Below are 22,274 nucleotides of genomic sequence, written 5' to 3' on the forward strand. Positions count from 1 at the left end.
GCACAAGCCAGGAACCCCCGGAACCCGCCGCCGCCCGAACCCGGTCCGCGTCCCGCCGATCCGGCCCCGCGCAGCCCCGGCGTGGAGGTAACACCCGTCCGTCGACCGGTTCGGTGGTCGTCGACGACATCGCGGGCAAGAATCCCCCGCCGCGCCCGGCCACCGGAAAGCGCGCGCCGAAGCCGGAATTGGCCGAGGCCGTCACCGATGTGCTCGACCCGGTCACCGACGCACCGGAACCCGCGCGGGCGAGAAAGGTCGCACCGCCGCCCGCCAAACGCGCCACCGACCCGAAACCGGTGGGGAAACCGCCGCTGTCCCGGCTGGCCGCGGGTAAACAGCGGCGCAACAAGCGACTCAAGACGACCGGCCGGATCGCCGCCACCCTGTTCGCGGTACTCGTGCTGTTGATCACCGGCGGTGGCTGGAGCTACCTGCGCGCCACCAACAACTCATTCACCCAGGTGTCCGCACTCGACGACAACTCCGAGAACATCGTCGATTCGGACGCCCAGCTCGGTGACGAGAACTTCCTGATCGTCGGCACCGACACCAGGGCGGGCGCGAACGGCAGTATCGGCGCGGGCACCATCGACGACGCCGAGGGCGCGCGCGCGGACACCGCGATGCTCGTGCACATCCCCAAGAACCGCAAGCGCGTCGTCGTGGTGTCGTTCCCGCGCGACCTCGACGTCACCAGGCCCCAGTGCTCGCGCTGGGACAACGACAAACCCGGCTACACCGACGAGACCTTCCCCTCCGCGATCGGCGACAAACTCAATGCCGTCTACGCGCTCGGCGGGCCCAAATGCCTGGTGAGCACGATCCAGCGACTGACCGGCAGCACCATCAACCATTTCATCGGCATCGACTTCGCCGGATTCGAGGCGATGGTCAACCAGGTCGGCGGCGTCGAGGTCTGTTCGCCCAAACCCGTCGTGGACGAGATCCTGGGCACCGTGCTGGAGAAACCGGGCAAACAGCTCATCAGCGGTGAGACCGCGCTGAGTTATGTGCGCGCCCGGCACGTCTACGGCGAGGAACGCAGCGACTACGACCGGATCAACCGCCAGCAGCGCTTCCTCGCGTCGCTGCTGCGCGGCGCACTGTCGAGCCGGGTGCTGTTCGATCCGGGCAAGCTGAACGGTTTCATCCGGGCGTTCACCGACGCCACGTTCGTGGACAAGGTCGCGCCGAACGATCTGCTGACACTCGGCCGCTCGTTGCAGAAGATGGACGCGGGCACCGTGACCTTCCTGACCATCCCCACCGCGGGCACCACGTCCTACGGCAACGAGATCCCCCGCGAATCCGATATCAAGGCCATCTTCAAGGCCATCAGGGACGATCAGCCGCTGCCCGGTGAGAAGCCGGTCGCGACCGACGCGGGCGCCACGACGACCCAGCCCCCCGCCGAGACGCCGAAGACGATCGCCGTCGACCCGAACAATCTCTCACTGCTGGTGTCGAACGGTTCGGGCGTGGTCGGAGCGGCGAATACCGCGGCCAACAAACTCGGCAACTACGGGTTCAACATCTACAGCACCGGCAACTATTCGCTGGGCAGTTCGGCCACGACCAAAGTCAGGTACGCGCCGGGGCACGAGGCCGACGCCGCGACCGTCGCCAGTTCGATCACGGGCGCGACCCTGGAATCCGACAGCGAACTCGGCAGCATCGTCGAGGTCGTGCTCGGCAAGGACTACACCGGCGCCATCAAGACACCGACCCCGGTGGGCGACGTCATCCCCGATGTGGCCACGGCGCCGTCGACTCCGGCGGTGCTGCCCGCGGACCTCGAGCATATGAACGCGGCCGACGACACCTGCGTGTAACGCCCGTCGACGCCTGGTACCTGCGGGTTCCGGACCGGACGCGCACGCGGGTATCGGTACCGACCATTCACCGGCTGTTGGTGCCTTGGTCAGTGCGGGCAACTAGTCTCTGCTGTCATGCGTGTCATCTACAACGAGCAAATGGCCGATCTCGCCCACCTGTTGGGCGAGATGGCTGGTCTCGCGGGTACGGCCATGGATCGGGCCACTCAATCATTGCTACAAGCCGACCTGGCGCTGGCCGAGTCGGTCATCTCCGAGGACGACCGGATCGCCGAACTGATCGCCCAGGCCGAGGAGAGGGCCTTCGCCCTGCTGGCGTTGCAGGCACCGGTCGCGGGTGATCTGCGCCAGGTGGTCTCCGCGATCCAGATCGTCCAGGACGTGAACCGGATGGGCGCGCTGGCCCTGCACGTGGCCAAGGTGACGCGTCGCCGTCACCCGAATCACGCGCTGCCCGAATCGGTCAACGGCTACTTCGCCGAGATGGGCCGCATCGCGGTGAACATGGGCAAAGGCGCCCAGGAAGTGCTCGATACCCGCGATCCCGAGCGCGCCGCTCAGCTCAATGTCGACGACGAGGCGATGGACGACCTGCATCGCCACCTGTTCACCCTGCTGATGGATCGGGACTGGAAGTACGGTGTGGCCGCGGCCGTCGACGTGACGCTGCTCGGCCGCTACTACGAGCGTTTCGCCGACCACGCGGTCGAGATCGGCCGCCGTGTCATCTTCCTGGTCACCGGCGAACTGCCGCCCGACCCCGACGCCGAGGTCTGACAACCGGCAGATCACCCGCCGCCTCCCAGCACAGGCACGCGTCGCAGCCGCCCCGGATCATCCGGGGCGGCTTTATCGTTCGACGGACACCATGCTCGGAAACAGCAGAACGGCCCGCGCGTTCGCGCGGGCCGTTCTGTGCTGTCGACTCCTAGCCGAAGCGGCCGGAGATGTAATCCTCGGTGGCCTTCTGGCCCGGGTTGGAGAAGATCTTCTCGGTGTCGTCGATCTCGATCAACTTGCCCGGCTTGCCCTGGGCCTCGAGGTTGAAGAAGCCGGTCTTGTCACTCACGCGCGCCGCCTGCTGCATGTTGTGGGTGACGATGACGATGGTGAATTCCTTCTTCAGCTCGGTGATCAGATCCTCGATCGCCAGGGTGGAGATCGGATCCAGCGCCGAACACGGCTCGTCCATCAGCAGGACGTCGGGCGAGACCGCGATGGCCCGCGCGATGCACAGACGCTGCTGCTGACCGCCGGACAGGCCGCCGCCCGGCTTGTCCAGACGGTCCTTGACCTCGTTCCAGAGGTTGGCCCCGCGCAGCGAGCGCTCGGCGGTCTCGTCGAGGTCCTTCTTGTTGCGCATGCCCTGCAATTTGAGCCCGGCCACCACGTTGTCGCGAATCGACATGGTGGGGAACGGGTTCGGACGCTGGAACACCATGCCGATGGTGCGACGCACACCCACCGGGTCGACGGTCGCGCCGTAGATGTCCTCGCCGTCGAGCAGCACCGCGCCCTCGACACGGGCGTTGGGGGTCACCTCGTGCATCCGGTTGAGCGAACGCAACACGGTGGACTTACCGCAACCCGAAGGACCGATGAAGGCGGTGACGCTACGCGGCAGAACCGACAACTTGACATCGGCGACCGCGTGGAATTTGCCGTAGAAGATATTCAGATCTTTGACGTCGATACGCTTGGCCATCGGAATTTCCGTTCGGTTATCGGTTGCGGGTGAGGAATTTGTTTACGACCGCCGCCGCCGCGTAGAGCAGCGCGATCAGCAGGATCAGGGTCAGGGCCGCGCCCCACACGCGTTCACGACCCGCGGCCTCGGGGTTGCCCAGCTCTTGGTAGATCAGCAGCGGCAGCGAGGCCATATTGCCGTCGAAGAGATTCGTGTTGATCGACTTCGAGTAACCGACGAGCACCAGCACCGGCGCGGTCTCACCCATGACGCGGGCCAGCGAGAGCAGGATGCCGCTGATCATGCCGGGCGCGGCGGTCGGGACGACGATCCGCACGATGGTCTTCCATTTCGGCACGCCGAGGGCGTAGGAGGCCTCGCGCAACTCGTCGGGAACGAGTTTGAGCATTTCCTCCGTGCTGCGCACCACGACCGGAAGCATCAGCAGCACCAGGGCCAGCGACACGGCGAACGCGCTCTGCGGTGCGCCGAGGGTGGCGATCCACAGGGCGAAGATGAACAACGCCGCGACGATCGACGGCACACCAGCGAGGATGTCGACCATGAACGTCGTCACCTTGGCGAGCCTGCCCCGGCCGTATTCGACCAGGTAGATGGCGGCCATCACACCGAGCGGCACCGCGATGACCGCGGCGATCGCCGACTGCACGATCGTGCCGTAGATGGCGTGGTACACACCGCCGCCGGTCTCGTCCGGCAGGATGCCCTTCTGCGAGTTCTGCCACCAGTCCAGCGAGAGGATCGCGGACAACCCCTTGCTGATTACCAGCCACAGCACCCAGACCAGCGGCACCATCGCGATGGCGAAACACAGGGCAACGACGCCGGTGGCGGCATGGTTCTTGATGCGGCGGCTGGTGCTCACATCGCGGAAGGTTGGCGCCTTGACCGGCTTGTCGAGCGTCGACGTGGTGGTCATCACTGATTAACCTTTCCGCCTGCCGCGAGCCGAGCCAGCGCGTTGACCACGAAGGTCAGCGCGAACAGCACGAAGCCCGCCGCGATGTAGGCGCCGGTCGGCAACGGCGTACTGAATTCCGATGCCGCCGAGGCGATTTTCGACGCGAAGGTGTAGCCGCCGTCGAACAGCGACCAGCCACCCGGCTGTGTCGAGGTGCGCAGCACGAGCAGGACCGCGATGGTCTCACCGAGCGCGCGGCCGAGGCCGAGCATCGACCCCGCGATCACACCGGAGCGGCCGTAGGGCAGCACCGTCATGCGTACGACTTCCCATTTTGTCGCGCCGAGCGCCTGGGCCGCCTCGATATGGTTCACCGGGGTCAGGTTGAAGACCTCGCGTGATACCGACGTGATGATCGGCAGGATCATCACGGCCAGCACGATGCCCGCCGTGAAGATGGTGCCGCCACCGGACAGCGACACGTTGCCGTTGTCGAAGAGGAAGAACCAGCCGAGGTTCCGATTGAGGAATTCCTGAACCGGCCCCAGCTTGGGAGCAAGGACCAGGAAGCCCCACAGACCGAAGACGATCGACGGCACGGCCGCCAGCAGATCGACCAGCGAGGCGAACGGGCGCGCCATCGCCTTCGGTGCGTAGTGCGTCAGGAACAGTGCGATGCCGACGCCGATCGGCACCGCGATGATGAGCGCGAAGATCGAACTCATCACCGTGACCATGAACAGGTCCTTGATGCCGAAGCGAAGGTTGTTCGCGTCGGAGGTGTTGAATTCGGTACTCGTGAAGAAGTTGACTGTGTCGGCCCGGAGCGAAGGTACCGCGCGAATCAGCAGGAACAGCGCGATGAGCGCGATGGACGCGACGATGATCGCGCCCGCCGCGACGGCGAGAGACCGGAATATGGTCTCCGCTCGCTGACTGTGTGGCTGACGCGCCGCCGAGGTCCCCTTGGTAGGAGGCTCCTTCGTGAGACTCACGTCATCTTTCGGTTCGCTCGACATATGCGCAGTATCTCCAGCCGCCTGCGGACTCGTCGAGTTCGACGAGCCCGCTGCGGTCACCTCAGGGTGCACGGTCATGACTTCGCGATCAGGAGATGGCGTTGATCGCGGTGGTCAGGCGGGTCTTGAACTGCTCGGGGATCGGGATGTACCCGTTGTCCTCGAGACCCTTCTGGCCATTGGTGACGGCGGTGTTCAGGAACGCCTTGACAGCCTTGCCGACCTCGGGATCGCTGTACTTCGAGCACACGATCTCGTAGGTGGCCAGCATGATCGGGTAGGAACCCTCGGCGGTCGGCTTGTAGAACGAGGAGGTGTCGAGGATGAGGTCGTTGCCCTCGCCCTTGATCTTCACGCCGTCGATGGCCTTGCCCGCGGACTCGACGGTCAGCTTCACCGGGGTCTTGCTCGCCGAGGTGACGATCTGCGCGACCGACAGGTTCTGCGACTTGGCGAAGGACCACTCGTTGTAGGTGATCGAGTTCTTGGTGCTCTTGACGGCGGCCGAGGTGCCCTCGTTGCCCTTGGCACCCTCGCCGACGCCACCGTTGAAGGTCTTGCCGCCGCCCTTGCCCCACGCGCCGTCGGAGGCGGCGTCGAGGTAGAGCTGGAAGTTGTCGGTGGTGCCCGACTCGTCGGAGCGGAACAGCACGGCGATCTTGTCCGAGGGCAGCTTGGCGCTCGGGTTGAGCGCCTTGATCTCGGGGGCATCCCAGGTGGCGATGGTGCCGTTGAAGATCTTGGCGGCGGTCGGGCCGTCGAGAACCAGGTCGGTCACACCGTCGATGTTGTAGGTGACCGCGATCGGGCCGAAGACGGCGGGCAGGTTCCACGCGGGGGCGCCGCAGCGTTCCTGGGCCTTGGCGGGCTCTTCCTTCTTCGAGCTGAGCGGCGAGTCGGAGCCACCGAAATCGGTCTGGCCGCCGATGAACTCGTTGACGCCCGCGCCGGAACCGCTCGAGGTGTAGTTCAGGGTGGCGCCGTCGCAATTGGACTCGTAGGCCGCGATGAAACGCTCCATGGCGTTCTTCTGCGAGGACGCGCCGCTGGCCTTGAGGGCCTCTTTGCCGCCGCACGCGACGCTGCTGTTGGCGGCGTTGCTGGTGTCGGCCGAGGTGTTGTCGTCACTGCCACACGCGGCCAGCGGCATGGCGACCGCGGCCAGCACACCGACGAGGGCGCTGCTGCGCTTGAGCTTCACTATTCCTCCGGGAATCACGTCATACGCGCCCGGTCCCTCACCGGCCCGGGCGGCTGTTGTGGTGCCGTTCGCGAGGAACCAGCGCACCGGGCAGCGGCTGTGCTGCCTCCAAGTAACGTAAAGTCGCCCGGTTGACAGTTGGACCAGTCCCGGTGAACGGAAAGTGAACAGGCTGGCGCGAATACTTCCGGCGTATGTGACGTTTGCCCCAGCATTACTCGCGGGGCATCCGATGGCCTTTTTCTATTCGGATTCCGCGTCGGCCGCGGCAGCGTAGGCGACGTCGACGTGAGCGGTCTCGAAGCCGAGCCGGGTGTAGGTGCGCACCGCCGCGGTGTTGTCGGCCTCGGTGTAGAGCAGCACCTCGCCGAGCCCCGCGTCGCGCAGATGACGCAGACCGGCCAGCGTCAGCAGCCGCCCGAGTCCCCTGCCCTGGGCGGCGGGATCGATTCCGACCACGTACACCTCACCGACCGGCGGGTTCTCGTCGTAATGCACCTTGGTCCAATGGAAACCGAGCAGGCGCTCGGGGGCCTGCGCCGCCGTCACGAGGAACAGCCCCTTCGGGTCGAACCACGCCTCACCGCGTCGCACCTCGATATCGACTTCGGACCAACCGCCCTGTTCCGGATGCCAGGAGAAAGCGGCGTTGTTCACGCGCAGCAGTTCCGCGTCGTCGGCGGGCCCCGCGTAGGTGCGCAGCACGAGATCGTCCGGCACCACGAGTTCGGGTAGCTCGGGCTTTGCCAGCGGACGGCGCATCTGCCAGAGTTCGCGCGCGGTCACCAGGGCCAGCCGCGCGGCGACCGCGCCGGCAGCCGGCCGGTTACCGTGCGCCCAGACCCGCGTCCCCGCGCCGCCCGCGGCCAGTGCCGCCGCGACCAACTCCGTGCCGATGCCGTGGCCACGCGCCGCCGGATCGACGGCGACCTCGGCCATCGCCGGATGGTCGGCGTGCGCGTCGACCAGGTTGGCGTAACCGACCACGGAACCGTCGCGTTCGGCCAGCAGATGCCGGGCCGAATCCGGCGAGCCGAGCGAGAGCACCGCCTGCTCGGAAACCGGGGCGACACCGTCGGCCGCGGTGGCACGCGCCAGCATGCCGCGCACCGCTTCCGCGTCCTCGGCGCGCACGCCGGTACCCCATCGCCGTGCCGAATCCGTCATCGAGTCGCCTCTCCCGTCACGGCACGCCGAGCCGCCGCGCACCTCTTACTGCTGCACGACCCCGTTGACCGGGGCCAGCGGAACATCGTCGCCCTCGGCGGCGCCTTCCTCCTGGTAGGCGACGGGTTCGCTCTTGGCCGCCGCCGCGTTACGCGACGGACGGACCGCCTTGTACCCGACATTGCGAACCGTGCCGATCAGCGATTCGTATTCGCTGCCGAGTTTGGCGCGCAACCGCCGCACGTGCACGTCGACCGTTCTCGTGCCACCGAAGAAGTCGTAGCCCCAGACCTCCTGCAACAACTGCGCCCGGGTGAAGACCCGGCCCGCGTGCTGCGCGAGGTACTTGAGGAGTTCGAACTCCTTGTAGGTGAGGTCGAGCGGGCGACCGCGCAGGCGGGCGGTATAGGTGCCTTCGTCGATCACCAGCTCACCGAGGGTGATCTTGCCGGTGTTCTCCGGACTCGCCACACCGCCGTTACGGCCGACGAGCAGACGCAGACGCGCGTCGAGCTCGGCGGGTCCGGTCCCCGGCAGCAGGATGTCGTCCAGTCCCCAATCGGCGTTGACGGCCACCAGACCGCCTTCGGTCAATACCGCCACGACCGGGACCGACGACCCGGTGCTGCCGAGTAACCGGCACAGACCCCTGGCCGCTGCCAGGTCTGTGCGGGCGTCGACAAGTGCCACATCCGCCGTACCCGCTTCGAGCAGCGATGCCACCTCCGTCGGCGCTGGTCGCACATTGTGTGCGAGCAGCGCCAGGGAAGGCAGTACCGACTCGGGATTGGGGTCGGAGGTCAGCAGGAGCAGCTCCACAGCACTCCTCCTATCTAGTAGCTCCGCAGGACACAGCAACACTGCTAAGCCACGTCGCTGATCACAGGTGATTCCGGATGCAAGATTAGCGCGTCGACCGCGATGACCTCGCCGTCCGGGTGACAGAACTATCCATATACGGACCGTCGATACACGAAATGCACCGCCAAGTACTGTTTCTTTCATGCGCAAGCTGATCATCGGGCTGCTGATACTCGCGGGCTTGGCCGTGGTCATCGATTTCGGAGCCGCCGCCTATTCGGAATACCGCGTGTCGCGCGCCCTGCGTGTCGGCGCGGATCTGAGCGCGGACCCCGAGGTGACGATTCACGGATTCCCGTTCTTCGGTCAGGCGCTCGATGGTCGCTACCAGAGCGTCGGGATCCGCGCCCAAGCCGTCCGGCCCGATATTCCGGGCCAGATCTACGTGGAGGCGAATCTCACCGGAGTGCGATTGCCGTTCCGTGATCTGTCCGACGGCAAGGTCCGCCGGGTGCCGGTCGAGAAACTCGACGCGCGCATGGTCATCGAACCCGTCGAACTCGGCCGCTTGTTCAATATCCCGGATCTGCAAGTGCATTCGCGTCCCGCGGACAAATCCGACGGCACCGGCGGATCGGGCGGATCGGGTATGACGACCAACGCCGACGGCCTGATCCTCACCGGAACCCTGCCCGGCACCGGCTCCAGGGAGGGCGGCAACGGCGCGCAACTGGCGGGCGACAAGGTGAGCGTGCAGGCCGAGTTGAAACTGGTCGGCGATCAGGTGGAGATCACCGCGACCGGCTTCTACCGTGGCACCGGTCCCGACCTTCCGACCAGCGTGGAGATCCCCGAGGCCGAGCGCCCCGCGGTGCTCGCCAGATTCTCGCGCACAATCGATACCAAGGAACTTCCCTTCGGGATCACTCCGACCAAGGTGTTCGCACTCGGCGGACAGATCCAGGTGGAGGGCAAAGGGGAGAACGTGACGATCGATCTGGACAGATTGCAGCGACCATGACACAAATCACAATTCTGGTGGTGATACTCCTCGCCGCCACCCTCGTCGGCGTGGCCTTGCGCAGACGCGGCGGCGCGGTCAGGGCGACCGGCAAGACGGTGCCCGAACAATCGACGCGCGGGCAACTGCTGGCGGGAGCCGGGGTGACCGGCGGCGGCCCCGCCGTCCTGCACTTCTCCGCCGACTGGTGCGGTCCGTGCGACGCGGTGCGACGCGTAGTCGCCGGTGTCACCGAGGAATTGGCGGAATCCGCGCTGCCTCCGCTCGACATCGAGATCGATATCGACGCCGATCCCGCCCTGGCCCGCGAACTCAACGTGCTGTCGCTGCCGACCACCTTCGTCTTCGACACCCTCGGTCGCGAACGGTTCCGGATCTCGGGTGTCCCCAAGTCGGGAGATCTGCTGACCGCGCTGGCCCCCTTGACAGTGCCCGACCCGGCCTGACGCCGCCGCATACAGCCCGTTTCGCACCCGCGGTCCAATTCTCCCGCCCAATTGGGTAAACTCGTGCTCGTGCAATCCGACCACGAGCTGATGCTCACCCGACGCCGCACAGTTGATCTGTGTCGCCTCGGCGGTTGTTGCTGCCTGTGCCGCTGACCGGTCGGTCGTTCCGCTTTTCCTGACGCCGACCCACGTTCACCGTGCGAGTGATCCACACGATCCCCCGGCGAACTGGCAAATTTCCGCCAACAGAGTCCCTCAGCGCAGGAGTACCCATGCCCTCCGATACCAACGACAACGTCACGAAGCAACCGGGCGGACCCGATCGTGTCGACGTCAGAGGACCCCGCTTCGCCGCGTGGGTGACCTCGGCCGTCCTGGTCGTGGTCCTGATCGCCTCGACGTTCTCGGCAGCCCTGGCGGCCGTGCTCATCGCCGCGCAGGGCGTCGTCTTCGCGATCGGCGCGGCGCTCGGCCCGCGACGGCACCCCTACGGCCGGATCTTCGCCGCGTTCGTCGCGCCGCGCGTCGGTCCCGTCACCGAAACCGAACCGACGGCTCCGCTACGGTTCGCCCAATTACTCGGCCTGATCTTCAGCGCCGTCAGCCTGCTGGGTTTCCTGGTCGGCTCCACAGTGGTCGGCGGTGTGTTCGCCGGCTTCGCCCTGTTCGCCGCGTTCCTGAACGCGGCGTTCGCGATCTGCCTGGGTTGCCAGCTCTATCCGCTGGTCACCCGCTTCCGCCGGACCACTCCGAGCGGCGTCGTCGGCGAATCCTCCGGGATCACGCGTGACGCCACTTCCGGCCCCGCCGGAACCCCGGCACAGAACTGAACCCTGCAAGTCGAAAATCCCGAAAGGAACAACATGGCTCGCTCCGATGTCCTGGTCTCCGTTGACTGGGCCGAAGAGAACCTCAACGCCCCCGGCGTGGTCTTCGTCGAGGTCGATGAGGACACCTCTGCCTACGACGGTGGACATATCGAGGGTGCCGTCCGGCTCGACTGGAAGAAGGACCTGCAGGATCAGGTTCGTCGCGACTTCGTGAACCAGGAGCAGTTCTCCGATCTGCTCTCGGCCCGCGGCATTTCCAACGACGACGAGGTCGTGCTGTACGGCGGCAACAACAACTGGTTCGCGGCCTACGCGTACTGGTACTTCAAGCTGTACGGCCACAACAACGTCAAGCTGCTCGACGGTGGACGCAAGAAGTGGGAGCTCGACGGCCGTCCGCTCTCGGCCGACGCCGTCACCCGTCCGGGCACCCAGTACAAGGCCGCCGCGCCCGACCTGACCATTCGCGCCTTCCGCGACGAGGTCATCGCCGCCATCGGCACCAAGAACCTGGTCGACGTGCGTTCGCCCGACGAGTTCTCCGGCAAGATCCTGGCTCCCGCGCACCTGCCGCAGGAGCAGAGCCAGCGTCCCGGCCACATCCCGACCGCGATCAGCGTGCCGTGGAGCAAGGCCGCGAACGAGGACGGCACGTTCAAGTCCGACGACGAGCTGACCGAGATCTACAAGGCCGCGGGCCTGGACGGCGAGAAGGACACCATCGCCTACTGCCGGATCGGTGAGCGTTCCTCGCACACCTGGTTCGTGCTGCAGGAACTGCTCGGCCACCAGAATGTCAAGAACTACGACGGCAGCTGGACCGAATACGGTTCGCTCGTCGGCGCTCCGATCGAGTTGGGAGAGTAATTCATATGTGCGCAGCACCTACCCAGGGTCAGGCAATCCCCGCGGGCGTCGATGTGGAGAAGGAGACGGTCATCACCGGCCGCGTCCTGAGCACCGACGGTCAGCCGGTCGGCGGCGCGTTCGTGCGCCTGCTGGACGGCAACGGCGATTTCACCGCCGAGGTCGTCGCCTCCGGCACCGGTGACTTCCGCTTCTTCGCCGCTCCCGGCGCGTGGACCTTGCGCGCGCTGTCCTCGTCGGGCAACGGCTCGGCCGAGGTCCGCCCCGAGGGCGCGGGCATCCACAGCGTGGACGTCGCGGTCGCCAAATAAGGCACCTTCCGACGGCCCCGGCGCTTCCCTGTGAGGGGAAGCACCGGGGCCGTTTGTGTCGGAGCGGGCACTAGTAGTTAGACTCCGAATGTGGTCCTCTTCTTCGAGATTCTGCTGGTGGCCGTAGCCGTCCTCATCGGCTGGTTCGGTCTTTACGTCTTCTACCGGCTGTTCACCGAGTCATGAGCGATCTCGCGAGCGAAGGTTCCAATCCGGCCGAGCGAGCGAGTGATCAGATGAACGGCAACGGGCATTCCGTCCGTCGCAGTGGCGACGAGGCGGTAGCCGAGGCAGCCGAACGCGCGAAGTCGACCGGTGCCCGCAACATCCCGGTCCTGCCCGATCTCCCGCTCCCCGAGGACACCGCCAACCTGCGGCTCGGGCCGGATCTGAGCCCGGCGCTGCTCGCTCTGCTGCCGATGGTCGGCGTGTGGCGCGGCGAAGGCGAAGGCAACTCCCCCGAACGCGGCGACTACCGCTTCGGCCAGCAGATCATCGTCTCCCACGACGGCGGCGACTACCTGGCGTGGAGCTCCCGCTCCTGGATCATCGAGACCGACGGCTCCTACGGCGGCCCCGACCTCCGCGAAAGCGGTTTCTGGCGGGTCGGCACCGACGACAACGACGAAGTCATCGAACTGCTGCTCACGCACAGCACCGGCATCGTCGAACTCTTCTACGGCACCGCCCTGACCCAGTCCTCCTGGGAACTGGCGACCGACGTCGTCATCCGCTCCCAATCCGGCATCGTCGTCGGCGGAGCCAAACGCCTCTACGGCATCATCGAAGGCGGAGACCTCGCCTACGTCGAGGAACGCGTGGTCGCCGACGGCCCCCTCGAACCCCGCCTCTCCGCCCGCCTCCAGCGCTACATCGGCTGACGAGCTTCTCTTCGGCTCACTTCGGTCGATCGCGCGGCGTCGTTCAGCCGCGTCGACCGACCGCCGTCAGATCGATATCGATCTCGAACGGCACGCTGATCTTCAGACGATCATGGAAGATGCCCACCGGCACATACCGATTCGTCGCGGGATCGAGTTCGTAGACGTACACCACGACCCGATCCACGTCGCCACGCTCGACCCGCCAGTAGTGCGGAATTCCCGCGTTGGCGTACTTCAGCGGCTTGGTTTCACGGTCACGTTCCTCGGAACCGGGCGATACCGCCTCCACCGCCAGCACCAGATCCTCGGCGAAGTAGTACGTCGACGGATCCCTCCGGTCGAGCGCATCCGCGGTCACCACCATGACATCGGGCTCGGGCATCTGCCGTTTGCCCAGCTTCACCGCCATCTCACGATCCGCACGCAGATGCGCGGGCGCCTGTAGGTCGAGTTCGCGACGGAGAAGTGAAAGGACCTGCCGGTGCCACTTCTCCTGCGGGCTCACAAAAACCAGACCCCCGTCGATCAGCTCGGTGTGTTTCGGAAGACCACGCAGCTCCAAGAAGTCATCGACTGTGAAGCCACCCGGCGGCGGAATCACCCAGTCGGGCAACGGCTGAATGGTCATTGCCCAAGCCTAGCGTCCGCGGTGCGGGTGTCAGGGGGAATGAGCTGCTCTTAAAACGTCATGGCGCGGACGGGTGGTCTGCGACCGGGACGGGGCGAGGTCCCGTGCGATGAGTCGGTTCCGCTGGCGACGGCACCTTTACGGTGCGAGCGAACAACTCTTGCCGGTCAACTCCGGGGCGCGTCGAAAATGTAATGGCTCCAGATCGAAATCCTCGCCGGGCAAATCGTGGTTGCCGACACATCTCCGGTCGGATCGACCGGCCCGTCCATGCTCGATCGGAAATGCACTCGGTGTCGGAAGCGGCGGGTGATCATCGGATCGGACATGATCGAGTTCTGTCGTTTCTCGATCTCTTCGTCGTTCCATCGACACCGAACGATCACGTCGCGCGGATTCGGCAGGATGTGCGCGTCGCGCGCAATGCCGATATTCGGATTCGGGTCGCCGCGGTAATTCTTTTGCGGCACTTCATGATTCACCCGAAAACGACGATGAAATTCCGGATTCGGCAGCGATGTCGGCGCGTTCACCACCTCGCGTCACATCTTCGGGAATTCGGGCCGGGAAATGGAGCGGCCCCCGAGTCGTATCCGTTCAGGGCGAACCTGTGCGGCCCGGTCGGACAGACCGGGGACTCGGGGGCCGGGTGGCTGCTTTGGATTCGCTGGCGCTGACGCGGCGGATCCACCTGCAGCGGTGGCGCTAGCGGACAGCCACCTCACGCGTCCGTTTGATAACCATTTCTTCGAACCACCTCCTTCCTTGTGTAAGGACGAAGTTAGCGAAGGGTCGGGTGGGCGTGCAACGGATTATTCGAGGAGCGGAATTCGGGGGTGTGGATCGGGGTGACCTCGCCGGAGCCGTCGATGTGAAGAACCAGGTCGGCGTGGTGGTCGGGGGGCAGTTGGTGGGTGACGACCACGACGGTGCGGTCGGGTTCGACCATTCCGCTCGAGATGTCGAGCAGGTCGCGCAGCAGGGCGGCGCCCGCTTCGGCTTCGAGGTGTTCGGTCGGCTCGTCGAGTAGCAGTGTCCGGGCCGGGGAGAGCAGGGCGCGGGCCAGCAGGAGGCGGCGGCGCTGACCGCCGGAAACCGCGGCCGCTCCCCCGACGAGGTCGGTGTGGATGCCGTCGGGCAGGGAGTCGAGCCAGTCGCCGAGGCCGACCCCGTTCAGGGCTTTCTCGGCTTCGGCGGCGGTGACGTCGCCCCTGGCCACGCGCAGATTCTCGAGCACGGAGGTACCGAAGAGGTGGGCGTCCTCGGCGAAGAAGGTGGCGTCGGGGCGCGGGGTGGCGAACAGTCCGGCCCAGAACATGAGCAGAGTGGTTTTGCCCGCGCCGCTCGGGCCGACCACGGCGACGCGGCGGACTTCGGGGAGGTCCGGGAAGCGGAGGAGCAGCGAATCGAGGTCGCGGGGGGCGGAAGTATCCGTGTCGTCGGAAGGTGGACGGTGGTCCCGGCCTGCGGGGGCCTGGTCTCGGGGCAGTGGCCGATCGCTGGCGGGATGATGTCGTCGTAGACCGTCAGCAGGTCCGCCGTCGAAGGCCGAGGCGTCCGGGCGACGTGGTCGCCTCGCCTCGCCGTCGAGTTGCGTCAGGCGATGCAGTGCCGCACGCGAGGTGGTCAATGCCTGGGCGGCGGCGGGTAGCGGGCCTACCGCTTCGAAGGCGGACAGGGGCAGCAGAACGAGGATGGTGAGGGCCATCGGGGTCATCGCGCCGGGCGCGCCGCCGTCGGGGCCGTAGAGGGTGATGCCGATGAGGAGCGCGGCGAGCACGCTGACACCGATCGACAACGGTGTCGCCGCGGCCGCCCACGCGGTGCGGGAGGCCGCCGCGTTCTCCGCGGCCACCGCGCGCTTGCCCGCCGCCTGTGCCGCGTCGAAGGTTTCACCCAGGCGGCCCGCGACACGCAGTTCGGCCGCGTGGTCGAGCACGGTGACGGCGTCGGCGGTGAATTCGGCGCGGTCGGCGCGCACCGCGAGTTCGGCGTCGCGAGCGGCGCGAGCGGAGAGCCACGGTGCGAGGATGCCGGTGATCGCGAGCGCACCGGCCAGGATCGCCGCCGCCGGGACGGAAATGGTGGCGAGCAGGGCCACGGCGGCCAGCGACAGGATCGCGGCGACGGCCACCGGTACGAAGACACGGACCACGACCGCGCCGAGGTCATCGATATCGCTGCCGATGCGGACGAGAAGATCGCCTCTACGCGGCGGCACGTGCGGGCCCGCGATCGGCGGCGTGTTCGAAGATCCGTTGTCCGATAGTGCGTCGGCGGTCGGAACCTGCTGTGGGTCGGAGGTTTCCCTTGCCGAGGTACGCCGCAACCAGATATCCGAGCCCGCGACGGTGCGGTAGACCGTGGTCCGCGCGATCGTCATCGAACGCAACGCGACATCGTGCGTGGCGAGCCGTTCCAGATATCTCGCGAGCCCCCGTGAGATCCCGAGCGCCCGCACCGAAACCACCGCGACGCTCAATGCCAGCACCGGCGGCATCTCCCACGCCCGCGCGATCAACCACGCGGACAGTGCCGCGAGCGCCAGCGCACTCCCCAGCGCCGCGACGCCCCAGGCAACCGCGACCAGAATCCGCCACGGAGACAAGGCGAGCAGGGTCCACATCCGGACCAGATCGCCGCGCAGCGAATCCCCTGTCGGACGGTCTCCTCCCGAAGGGATCGGATCACCACCACCGCCCACCGAACCCCCAGCTGCACCGAGCCGGACCGAAGGCGCCACGAAGTCATCACCGCGACGCAGCGAATCCCGCGTCGCGCTGTGCCGGTCGGAATCGGTCACGGGGTCACCCCCGCGGCGAAATCGAGTGCCGTCGCCTCGACCCGGACGATATGGTCCGCGGCGGCGAGGACGGAAGGACGGTGACCGACCACGATGACCGTCGCGCCCGCGCGTGCCCGGTCGCGCAGTGCGGCGAGAACGGTCGCTTCCGTGTCGGAGTCCAGGTGGGCGGTGGGTTCGTCGAGCAGGAGTACGGCGCGATCGGCGGCGAGTACCCGGGTCAGGGCCAGGCGTTGACGTTGACCGAGGGACAGCCCGACACCCCCGGCTCCGACGACGGTGTCCCATCGGTGCGGCAGTTCATCGAGTACGGCGTCGAATCCGGTGGCGACGCAGGTGGCTTCGAGATCATCGAGAATTCGCGCGGCACCGTGGGCCGAGGAGTCGGTGACACGAGCGCCGAAGAGTTCCAGATTCTCGCGCAGGGTGCCGGGGACGAGCACCGGGCGTTGGGGTAACCACGCGACCCGCGCCCACCAGGTGTCCGGGTCGAGGTCGCGCACATCCACGCCGTCGACGGTGATGTGCCCGCGATCCGGCGCGATCAGTCCCAGAACGGCTTGGAGCGCTGTCGATTTCCCGCTGCCGTTCGGCCCGGCCAGGACCGTGACCGCGCCGGGGCGCAGTAGCGCGGACAGATCGGCGGGTGCGCAACCGTGCCGGGCGCGCACCGACAGGTCGTTGATTTCGATATGCGCGGCTGCGCTCGATCCGATACCGGGGGCGCATTCGGGCATTCGATCCGCACTCGCCGCGATCGGTCGCCCGCCTTCGGTTGGCGGCACCGACAATTCGGCGTCGGACGGTCGCGCGCGTGACTCCCCACCGATGGCGATCGCGCCTTCGGCAGCCGACGCCTCCCGCGCGGGTTCCAGCACCGCGAACGCCCGATCGGCCGCCACCATGCCGTCCTGCGCCGCGTGGAACCGCTCGCCGACCGTGCGCAACGGCAGGTAGACCTCCGGCGCGAGGATCAGCGCGACGAGTCCGGCGTAGAGGCTCATCCCCCCGTAGACCAGCCGCAGACCGATGGAGACGGCGATCAGGGCGACGCTGAGCGTGGCGAGCAACTCCAGCACCATCGATGACAGGAACGCGATGCGCAGCGCGCGCATGGTGCGTAGGCGCAGGGAGTCGCCGAGGGCGTGCACGCGGGGCTCCATGGTCCGGCCGGAGTGGACATTCTCGCCGTCCGATGTCGGCTTTCCGGCGTCGGAACGCGGAGAATGTCCGGTGGAGCCGGGGGCGGTCTCGCGCCCGAGCGCCCGCAGGGTCGGCATCCCGGCGAACAGGTCGAGCAGCTGCTCCGACAGCCGGGTGGTCGCGGTCAGCGTGGCCGCGGCGCGGCCCTGGGTGAGGTAGCCGATGAGGATCATGAAGACCGGGATCAGGGGCAGGGTCACCACGGCTATCGCGCCGGAGATCGGGTCGTGGACGGCGATGACGATCAGCACGATCGGCGGAACCAGGCAGGCGAGCAGCAGGGCGGGCAGGTACCCGGTGAGGTAGGCGCGCAGGCCGCTCAGGCCGGTGCTGACGACCACGGCGAGTTCGCCGCGGCGGGTATCGAGTTCGCGCGGCGGGAGTTCGGCTCCCGCCGCGAGGACGGCGGTCTCGAGTTCGGTCACCACGGTCGCGCCCGCCCGGTGCGCCGAGCGCGACTGCCACCAGGTGGCGAGCACCCGCACGGCGATCGCGGCGGCGATGACGACGAATTCGACGCTCCACTCGCCGAGCGAACGCCGCCCCGGATCGGTGATCACTCCGGCGAGTACCCGCGCGAGGGTGACGGCGGTGACGACGATGCAGCCCGTGATCACCACCGACAACCCGACGCTCAGCGCCAGATACGGGCGCGCCGAGCGGGCGTACTTCCACAGGCGGGGATCGACGGGTGGGCGCGCCATGGCCTAACCGTCCGCGCCCCGCCCCAGCGGCAGGCCGATGGGAGCCGGGATCTGTTCGACGGTGATGCGTTTGCGGAACACCCAGTACGTCCAGCCCTGATAGCCCAGCACCACCGGGGTGACGATGACCGCCGCCCAGCTCATCACCTTCAGGGTGTAGGGCGTCGACGAGGCGTTGTCGACGGTGAGGCTGAAGGCGTCGCTGATGGTGGAGGGCAGCACGTTCGGGAACAGCGAGCCGAACAGCAGGACGGTGGCGGCGGCGATCGTGCCGGTGGTGCCGGTGAAGGCCCAGCCGTCGCGTCCGGCGAGCACCGAGGCCGCGGCGATGACGAGCCCGATGACGGCCGCCGCCAACGGAATCCAGGTCCAGCCGGTGCCGTGCGCGAGTTGGGTCCAGATGCCGAAGGCGGCGACGACCACCGCGGTCGGCACCAGCAGCAGACGCGCGATCCGCAGCGAATCGGCGCGCACCTCGCCGCCGGTCTTGAGGTTGATGAAGATCGCCCCGTGCAGCGCGAACAGCAGTCCGGTGGTCAGGCCGCCGAGCAGCGCGTAGGGACCGAACAGGTCACCGACCGATCCCCCGATGTTCTTGTCCGCTTCCAGCGGCACCCCGTGCACCACATTGCCGAAGACCCAGCCCCACGCCAATGCCGGTACCCAGGAACCGATTCCGATGCCGGCGTCGCACCAGCCGCGCCAGCGCGGGTCGTCGATCTTGCTGCGGTATTCGATGGCGCAGACCCGCACGATCAGGGCGACGAGCACGAGTAGCAGTGCGAGGTAGAAGCCGGAGAACAGGCTCGCGTACCACTCGGGGAAGGCCGCGAACATCGCTCCGCCCGCGGTGAGCAACCACACTTCGTTGCCGTCCCACACCGGTCCGATGGTGTTGAGGACCACGCGCCGCCTGGCGTCGCTGCCCTTCCCGAGGACGGGCATGAGCATGCCGACGCCGAAGTCGAAACCCTCCAGCACGAAGTAGCCGGTGAACAGCACGCCGATCAGCAGAAACCAGAACTCTTGCAGATTCATCATCGACTCCTAGGACGATGGCCGGGGGTCGGCATCAGTAGGCGAACGAAAGCTGTTCGACGGCAGGTTCTTCCGCGCGATGTCTGCCGGGGGTGTCGTCGGGGTCATCGGGGCCGCCGGGTGGGGCGGCACTCGGCGCTTCTTCCGGACCCGCGATCACATAGCGGCGCATGAGGTAGAACCACACCACCGCGAGCGCGCCGTAGAGCAGCGTCAAAACCACCAGCGAGGTGATGACGGTGCCCGACGCGTGATCGGAGACGCCGTCCTGCACCATCAGCCGCAGATTCTGGTCGCCGGTCGGATTCGGGACGACCACCCAGGGCTGACGGCCCATCTCGGTGAAGACCCAGCCCGCGCTGTTGGCCAGGAACGGCGTCGGGATGGCGATCAGGCACAGCCACGAGTACCAGCGTTTATCGGTGATCCGCCCGCCTCTCGTCAGCCACATGCCGACCAGCCACAGCAGGATCGCGCCCGCGGACAGCCCGATCATGGCGCGGAACGACCAGTAGGTGACGAACAGATTCGGCCGATAGTCGCCGGGCCCGAATTTCTCGACGTAGGCCTGTTGGAGATCCTGGACACCCTCGAGGGTGACGCCGCTGAATTTCCCTTCGGCGAGATAGGGCAGCACGTACGGGACTTCGATGACGTGGGTGACGCTGTCGCAGTTGTTGTGCGTGCCCACCGTCAGTACAGAGAAATCCGGATCGGTCGCGGTGTGGCACAACGATTCCGCCGACGCCATCTTCATCGGCTGCTGTTCGAACATCAGCTTGCCCTGGATATCGCCGGTGAAGAACAGCGCGACACCCGACACCACGATCACCCACATACCGACGCGCCCGCCCGAACGCCACATCGTGCGCGCCTCGGCGATACGCGTCTCGTCGCCGCTGCGCGCGTTGCGCACCATCCACCACCCGGCGATGCCCGCGACGAAGGTGCCCGCGGTGAGGAACGCGCCCGCGACGACGTGGGGGAACGCCGCGAGGGTGGTGTTGTTGGTGAGAACTTCCCAGATGCTGGTGAGTTCGGCGCGTCCGCGTTCCGGGTTGTACCGCGCGCCGACCGGATGCTGCATGAACGAGTTGGCGGCGACGATGAAATAGGCCGAGGCGTTCACGCCGATCGCGACCATCCAGATGGCTGCCAGGTGCAGCAGTTTCGGCAGTCGGGTCCACCCGAATATCCACAGGCCGAGGAAGGTCGATTCGAGGAAGAAGGCGACGAGGGCCTCCAGCGCCAGCGGTGCGCCGAAGACGTCGCCGACGAAGCGGGAGTATTCGCTCCAGTTCATCCCGAACTGGAATTCCTGCACGATGCCCGTCGCGACGCCGAGGGCGAAATTGATCAGGAAGAGTTTGCCGAAGAATTTGGTCAGCCGGTACCAGTGGTCCTTGCCGGTGACGACCCACGCGGTCTGCATGGCCGCGACCAACGGCGCGAGCCCGATGGTGAGGGGAACCAGGATGAAGTGATAGACGGTGGTGATGCCGAATTGCCACCGCGAGAGGTCGAGGACGCTCATGCGCCTGCCTCGCCGTCACTCGGATCGAGCACAGGCGTCGGACGTGGGCACATTCGCTGATTGCGTTCGCTCATACGACCCTCCTGGCGATCTACGACATGACGTAGTAATCATAGGCCGGAGGGATGACGCCGCAACGTGGTTCAACTCACGACACGCCACCGATCGACCGTGTCGCCGCCCACACCGTGCGTAAGCCCCGTTCCAGGTGCCGAACCGGGGCTCGCCCGCACCCCGGGTTCACCAGTCGCCGATGGCGCCCGCGCGCTCGACCGACCTGTCGACCAGTTCGATGATCTCCTGCGCGTTGTCCGGCGCCATCATTCGCAGCCCGTCGAGCGAATTGACCCGCGCCGCCAGGGTGATACTCGACAGCATCCAGATGCTGTCGCAGGTGAGCAGATCGGCGGTGAACAACTGGCTGTATTTGCATTCCCACCCCGCCCGCTCCGCTTCGATGTACAGCGCGCGCTGGGTGACGCCCGGCAGCACACCGTTCTTGGCGGGCGGGGTGATCAGGGTCTTGTCCCGCGCGATCACCACCGTCGAGCGCGGACCTTCGAGCACCCGGTTCTCGGTGCTGGTGAAGATCACGTCGTCGGCGCCCATGCGGTGCGCGAAACGCAGCGCGGCCATATTCGTCGCGTAGGACAGGGTTTTCGCGCCGAGCAACTGCCACGGCGCGGCCTGGGCGAGATCGATCGAGATGCCGCGCGACAGGCTGACGACCTTGATCCCATCGGTCCTGGCCTGCTCCACCCGTTCCGGTACCGGAAGGACGAGCACGTAGGAGGTGGGGACGGGCACCGCGGCGGCGAGATCCCCGGAGGTGACGCTGGAGCGCCCGCCGGAGAATTCGGTGTCACGACCGCGGGTGAGCACCAGCCGCATCATGCCCTCGCGATCGGAGCCCCACTCCTTGGCCGCGATCTCCACCGCCTCGCGCCAACGGCCGAGTTCGGGTTCGGGTAGGTCCAGTGCCTGGACCGAACGGCGCAGTCTTCCGAGGTGGAATTCGATCGCGCAGGCGGACCCGCCGCGCACCAGCACCGTCTCGAAAACGCCATCGCCGCGCAGCACCCCGATGTCGTCGGCAAACAGTAACGGCGCGTCCGCATCTCGGACCACGCCGTCGAGTGTTACAAGAACCCGATCTACCATGCGATGAGCGTAGGCCAGTGAGGCTCCCCACGTCTTCAAGCGGGACGCAGTCATCCGGTTATTCGCCCGGTGCGCGGCGTTTCGATCCCCAGATGTCCCTGGCGTCACCTTGATCACACGAAATCCACGGGCGGCGTGGCTGATACGCGCCGAGCGTCACGGAGACCACGCGACACGCGCGATATCCCGAATACCCCGGTGAGCCG

21 protein-coding genes are annotated in these 22,274 nt (G+C 66.9%); 8 read left to right on the forward strand and 13 right to left on the reverse strand.

Features of this window, described 5'->3' with window-relative positions; all coding sequences use genetic code 11:
• Positions 1-1,835 (forward strand): LCP family protein (locus JZ792_RS24915; protein ID WP_216913957.1); only part of this gene is annotated, 1,835 nt, incomplete at its 5' end.
• 117 nt (positions 1,836-1,952) lie between these two features.
• Positions 1,953-2,615, forward strand: a complete 663-nt coding sequence (gene phoU / locus JZ792_RS24920; RefSeq protein ID WP_216913959.1) for a phosphate signaling complex protein PhoU — start codon at positions 1,953-1,955, stop codon at positions 2,613-2,615.
• 151 nt (positions 2,616-2,766) lie between these two features.
• Here phoU and pstB read toward each other — a convergent pair whose 3' ends face one another.
• The 6 genes from pstB to JZ792_RS24950 all read right to left on the reverse strand — a co-directional run bounded on the left by pstB (position 2,767) and on the right by JZ792_RS24950 (position 8,653).
• A complete protein-coding gene (gene pstB, locus JZ792_RS24925; protein ID WP_216913961.1) occupies positions 2,767-3,543 on the reverse strand; it encodes a phosphate ABC transporter ATP-binding protein PstB in 777 nt (258 codons plus the stop codon).
• Positions 3,544-3,559: 16 nt separating this feature from the next.
• On the reverse strand, positions 3,560-4,465 hold the full coding sequence (gene pstA / locus JZ792_RS24930) for a phosphate ABC transporter permease PstA (protein ID WP_216913963.1): 906 nt from the start codon (positions 4,463-4,465) through the stop codon (positions 3,560-3,562).
• Positions 4,465-5,466 carry a phosphate ABC transporter permease subunit PstC gene (gene pstC / locus JZ792_RS24935; protein WP_438804377.1) on the reverse strand — a complete coding sequence of 334 codons (1,002 nt, stop codon included), beginning with the start codon at positions 5,464-5,466 and terminating at the stop codon, positions 4,465-4,467. The genes pstA and pstC overlap by 1 nt, the downstream gene beginning before the upstream one ends.
• Before the next feature lie 88 nt (positions 5,467-5,554).
• The gene (gene pstS / locus JZ792_RS24940) at positions 5,555-6,667 is read right to left on the reverse strand and encodes a phosphate ABC transporter substrate-binding protein PstS (RefSeq protein ID WP_216913969.1); all 1,113 of its coding nucleotides are present in this window, start codon (positions 6,665-6,667) and stop codon (positions 5,555-5,557) included.
• Between the two features lie 243 nt (positions 6,668-6,910).
• Positions 6,911-7,834, reverse strand: a complete 924-nt coding sequence (mshD, locus tag JZ792_RS24945) for a mycothiol synthase (RefSeq protein ID WP_216913971.1) — start codon at positions 7,832-7,834, stop codon at positions 6,911-6,913.
• Positions 7,835-7,879: 45 nt separating this feature from the next.
• Positions 7,880-8,653 (reverse strand): winged helix-turn-helix transcriptional regulator, encoded by a 774-nt coding sequence (locus JZ792_RS24950; RefSeq protein ID WP_216913973.1) that lies wholly within the window; start codon positions 8,651-8,653, stop codon positions 7,880-7,882.
• Positions 8,654-8,837: 184 nt separating this feature from the next.
• On the opposite strand from JZ792_RS24950, the gene JZ792_RS24955 reads away from it, so the two are divergent.
• From JZ792_RS24955 to JZ792_RS24980, 6 genes are all read left to right on the forward strand, one after another.
• Complete coding sequence (locus JZ792_RS24955) at positions 8,838-9,656, forward strand: LmeA family phospholipid-binding protein (RefSeq protein WP_216913975.1); 819 nt, start codon at positions 8,838-8,840, stop codon at positions 9,654-9,656.
• Positions 9,653-10,102 (forward strand): thioredoxin family protein, encoded by a 450-nt coding sequence (locus tag JZ792_RS24960; RefSeq protein WP_216913977.1) that lies wholly within the window; start codon positions 9,653-9,655, stop codon positions 10,100-10,102. The genes JZ792_RS24955 and JZ792_RS24960 overlap by 4 nt, the downstream gene beginning before the upstream one ends.
• Before the next feature lie 275 nt (positions 10,103-10,377).
• The gene (locus JZ792_RS24965; protein WP_216913979.1) at positions 10,378-10,935 is read left to right on the forward strand and encodes a DUF4395 domain-containing protein; all 558 of its coding nucleotides are present in this window, start codon (positions 10,378-10,380) and stop codon (positions 10,933-10,935) included.
• 33 nt (positions 10,936-10,968) lie between these two features.
• The gene (locus JZ792_RS24970; protein WP_216913981.1) at positions 10,969-11,802 is read left to right on the forward strand and encodes a sulfurtransferase; all 834 of its coding nucleotides are present in this window, start codon (positions 10,969-10,971) and stop codon (positions 11,800-11,802) included.
• A gap of 5 nt (positions 11,803-11,807) precedes the next feature.
• Positions 11,808-12,113: a DUF1416 domain-containing protein gene (locus JZ792_RS24975; RefSeq protein WP_109525241.1), complete on the forward strand. Its 306-nt coding sequence runs from the start codon at positions 11,808-11,810 to the stop codon at positions 12,111-12,113.
• Between the two features lie 182 nt (positions 12,114-12,295).
• On the forward strand, positions 12,296-12,994 hold the full coding sequence (locus tag JZ792_RS24980; RefSeq protein ID WP_216913983.1) for a heme-binding beta-barrel domain-containing protein: 699 nt from the start codon (positions 12,296-12,298) through the stop codon (positions 12,992-12,994).
• 43 nt (positions 12,995-13,037) lie between these two features.
• Here JZ792_RS24980 and JZ792_RS24985 read toward each other — a convergent pair whose 3' ends face one another.
• The 7 genes from JZ792_RS24985 to JZ792_RS25015 all read right to left on the reverse strand — a co-directional run bounded on the left by JZ792_RS24985 (position 13,038) and on the right by JZ792_RS25015 (position 22,068).
• A complete protein-coding gene (locus JZ792_RS24985; protein WP_216913985.1) occupies positions 13,038-13,625 on the reverse strand; it encodes a Uma2 family endonuclease in 588 nt (195 codons plus the stop codon).
• Between the two features lie 167 nt (positions 13,626-13,792).
• Entirely contained in the window at positions 13,793-14,158 is a 366-nt protein-coding gene (locus tag JZ792_RS24990) for a hypothetical protein (RefSeq protein WP_216913987.1), read from the reverse strand.
• 248 nt (positions 14,159-14,406) lie between these two features.
• Positions 14,407-16,251, reverse strand: a complete 1,845-nt coding sequence (cydC, locus tag JZ792_RS24995; RefSeq protein WP_216914024.1) for a thiol reductant ABC exporter subunit CydC — start codon at positions 16,249-16,251, stop codon at positions 14,407-14,409.
• A 173-nt stretch (positions 16,252-16,424) separates the two neighbouring features.
• Positions 16,425-18,335 (reverse strand): ABC transporter ATP-binding protein/permease, encoded by a 1,911-nt coding sequence (locus JZ792_RS25000; protein ID WP_216913989.1) that lies wholly within the window; start codon positions 18,333-18,335, stop codon positions 16,425-16,427.
• 3 nt (positions 18,336-18,338) lie between these two features.
• Entirely contained in the window at positions 18,339-19,373 is a 1,035-nt protein-coding gene (cydB, locus tag JZ792_RS25005; RefSeq protein WP_216913991.1) for a cytochrome d ubiquinol oxidase subunit II, read from the reverse strand.
• A 34-nt stretch (positions 19,374-19,407) separates the two neighbouring features.
• Positions 19,408-20,907, reverse strand: coding sequence for a cytochrome ubiquinol oxidase subunit I (locus tag JZ792_RS25010; protein WP_216913993.1), 1,500 nt, complete (start codon positions 20,905-20,907; stop codon positions 19,408-19,410).
• A 240-nt stretch (positions 20,908-21,147) separates the two neighbouring features.
• Complete coding sequence (locus JZ792_RS25015; RefSeq protein WP_216913995.1) at positions 21,148-22,068, reverse strand: aminodeoxychorismate lyase; 921 nt, start codon at positions 22,066-22,068, stop codon at positions 21,148-21,150.
• Positions 22,069-22,274: the final 206 nt, after the last annotated feature.

Source organism: Nocardia noduli, from assembly GCF_019038455.1.
GTDB lineage: Bacteria > Actinomycetota > Actinomycetes > Mycobacteriales > Mycobacteriaceae > Nocardia > Nocardia noduli.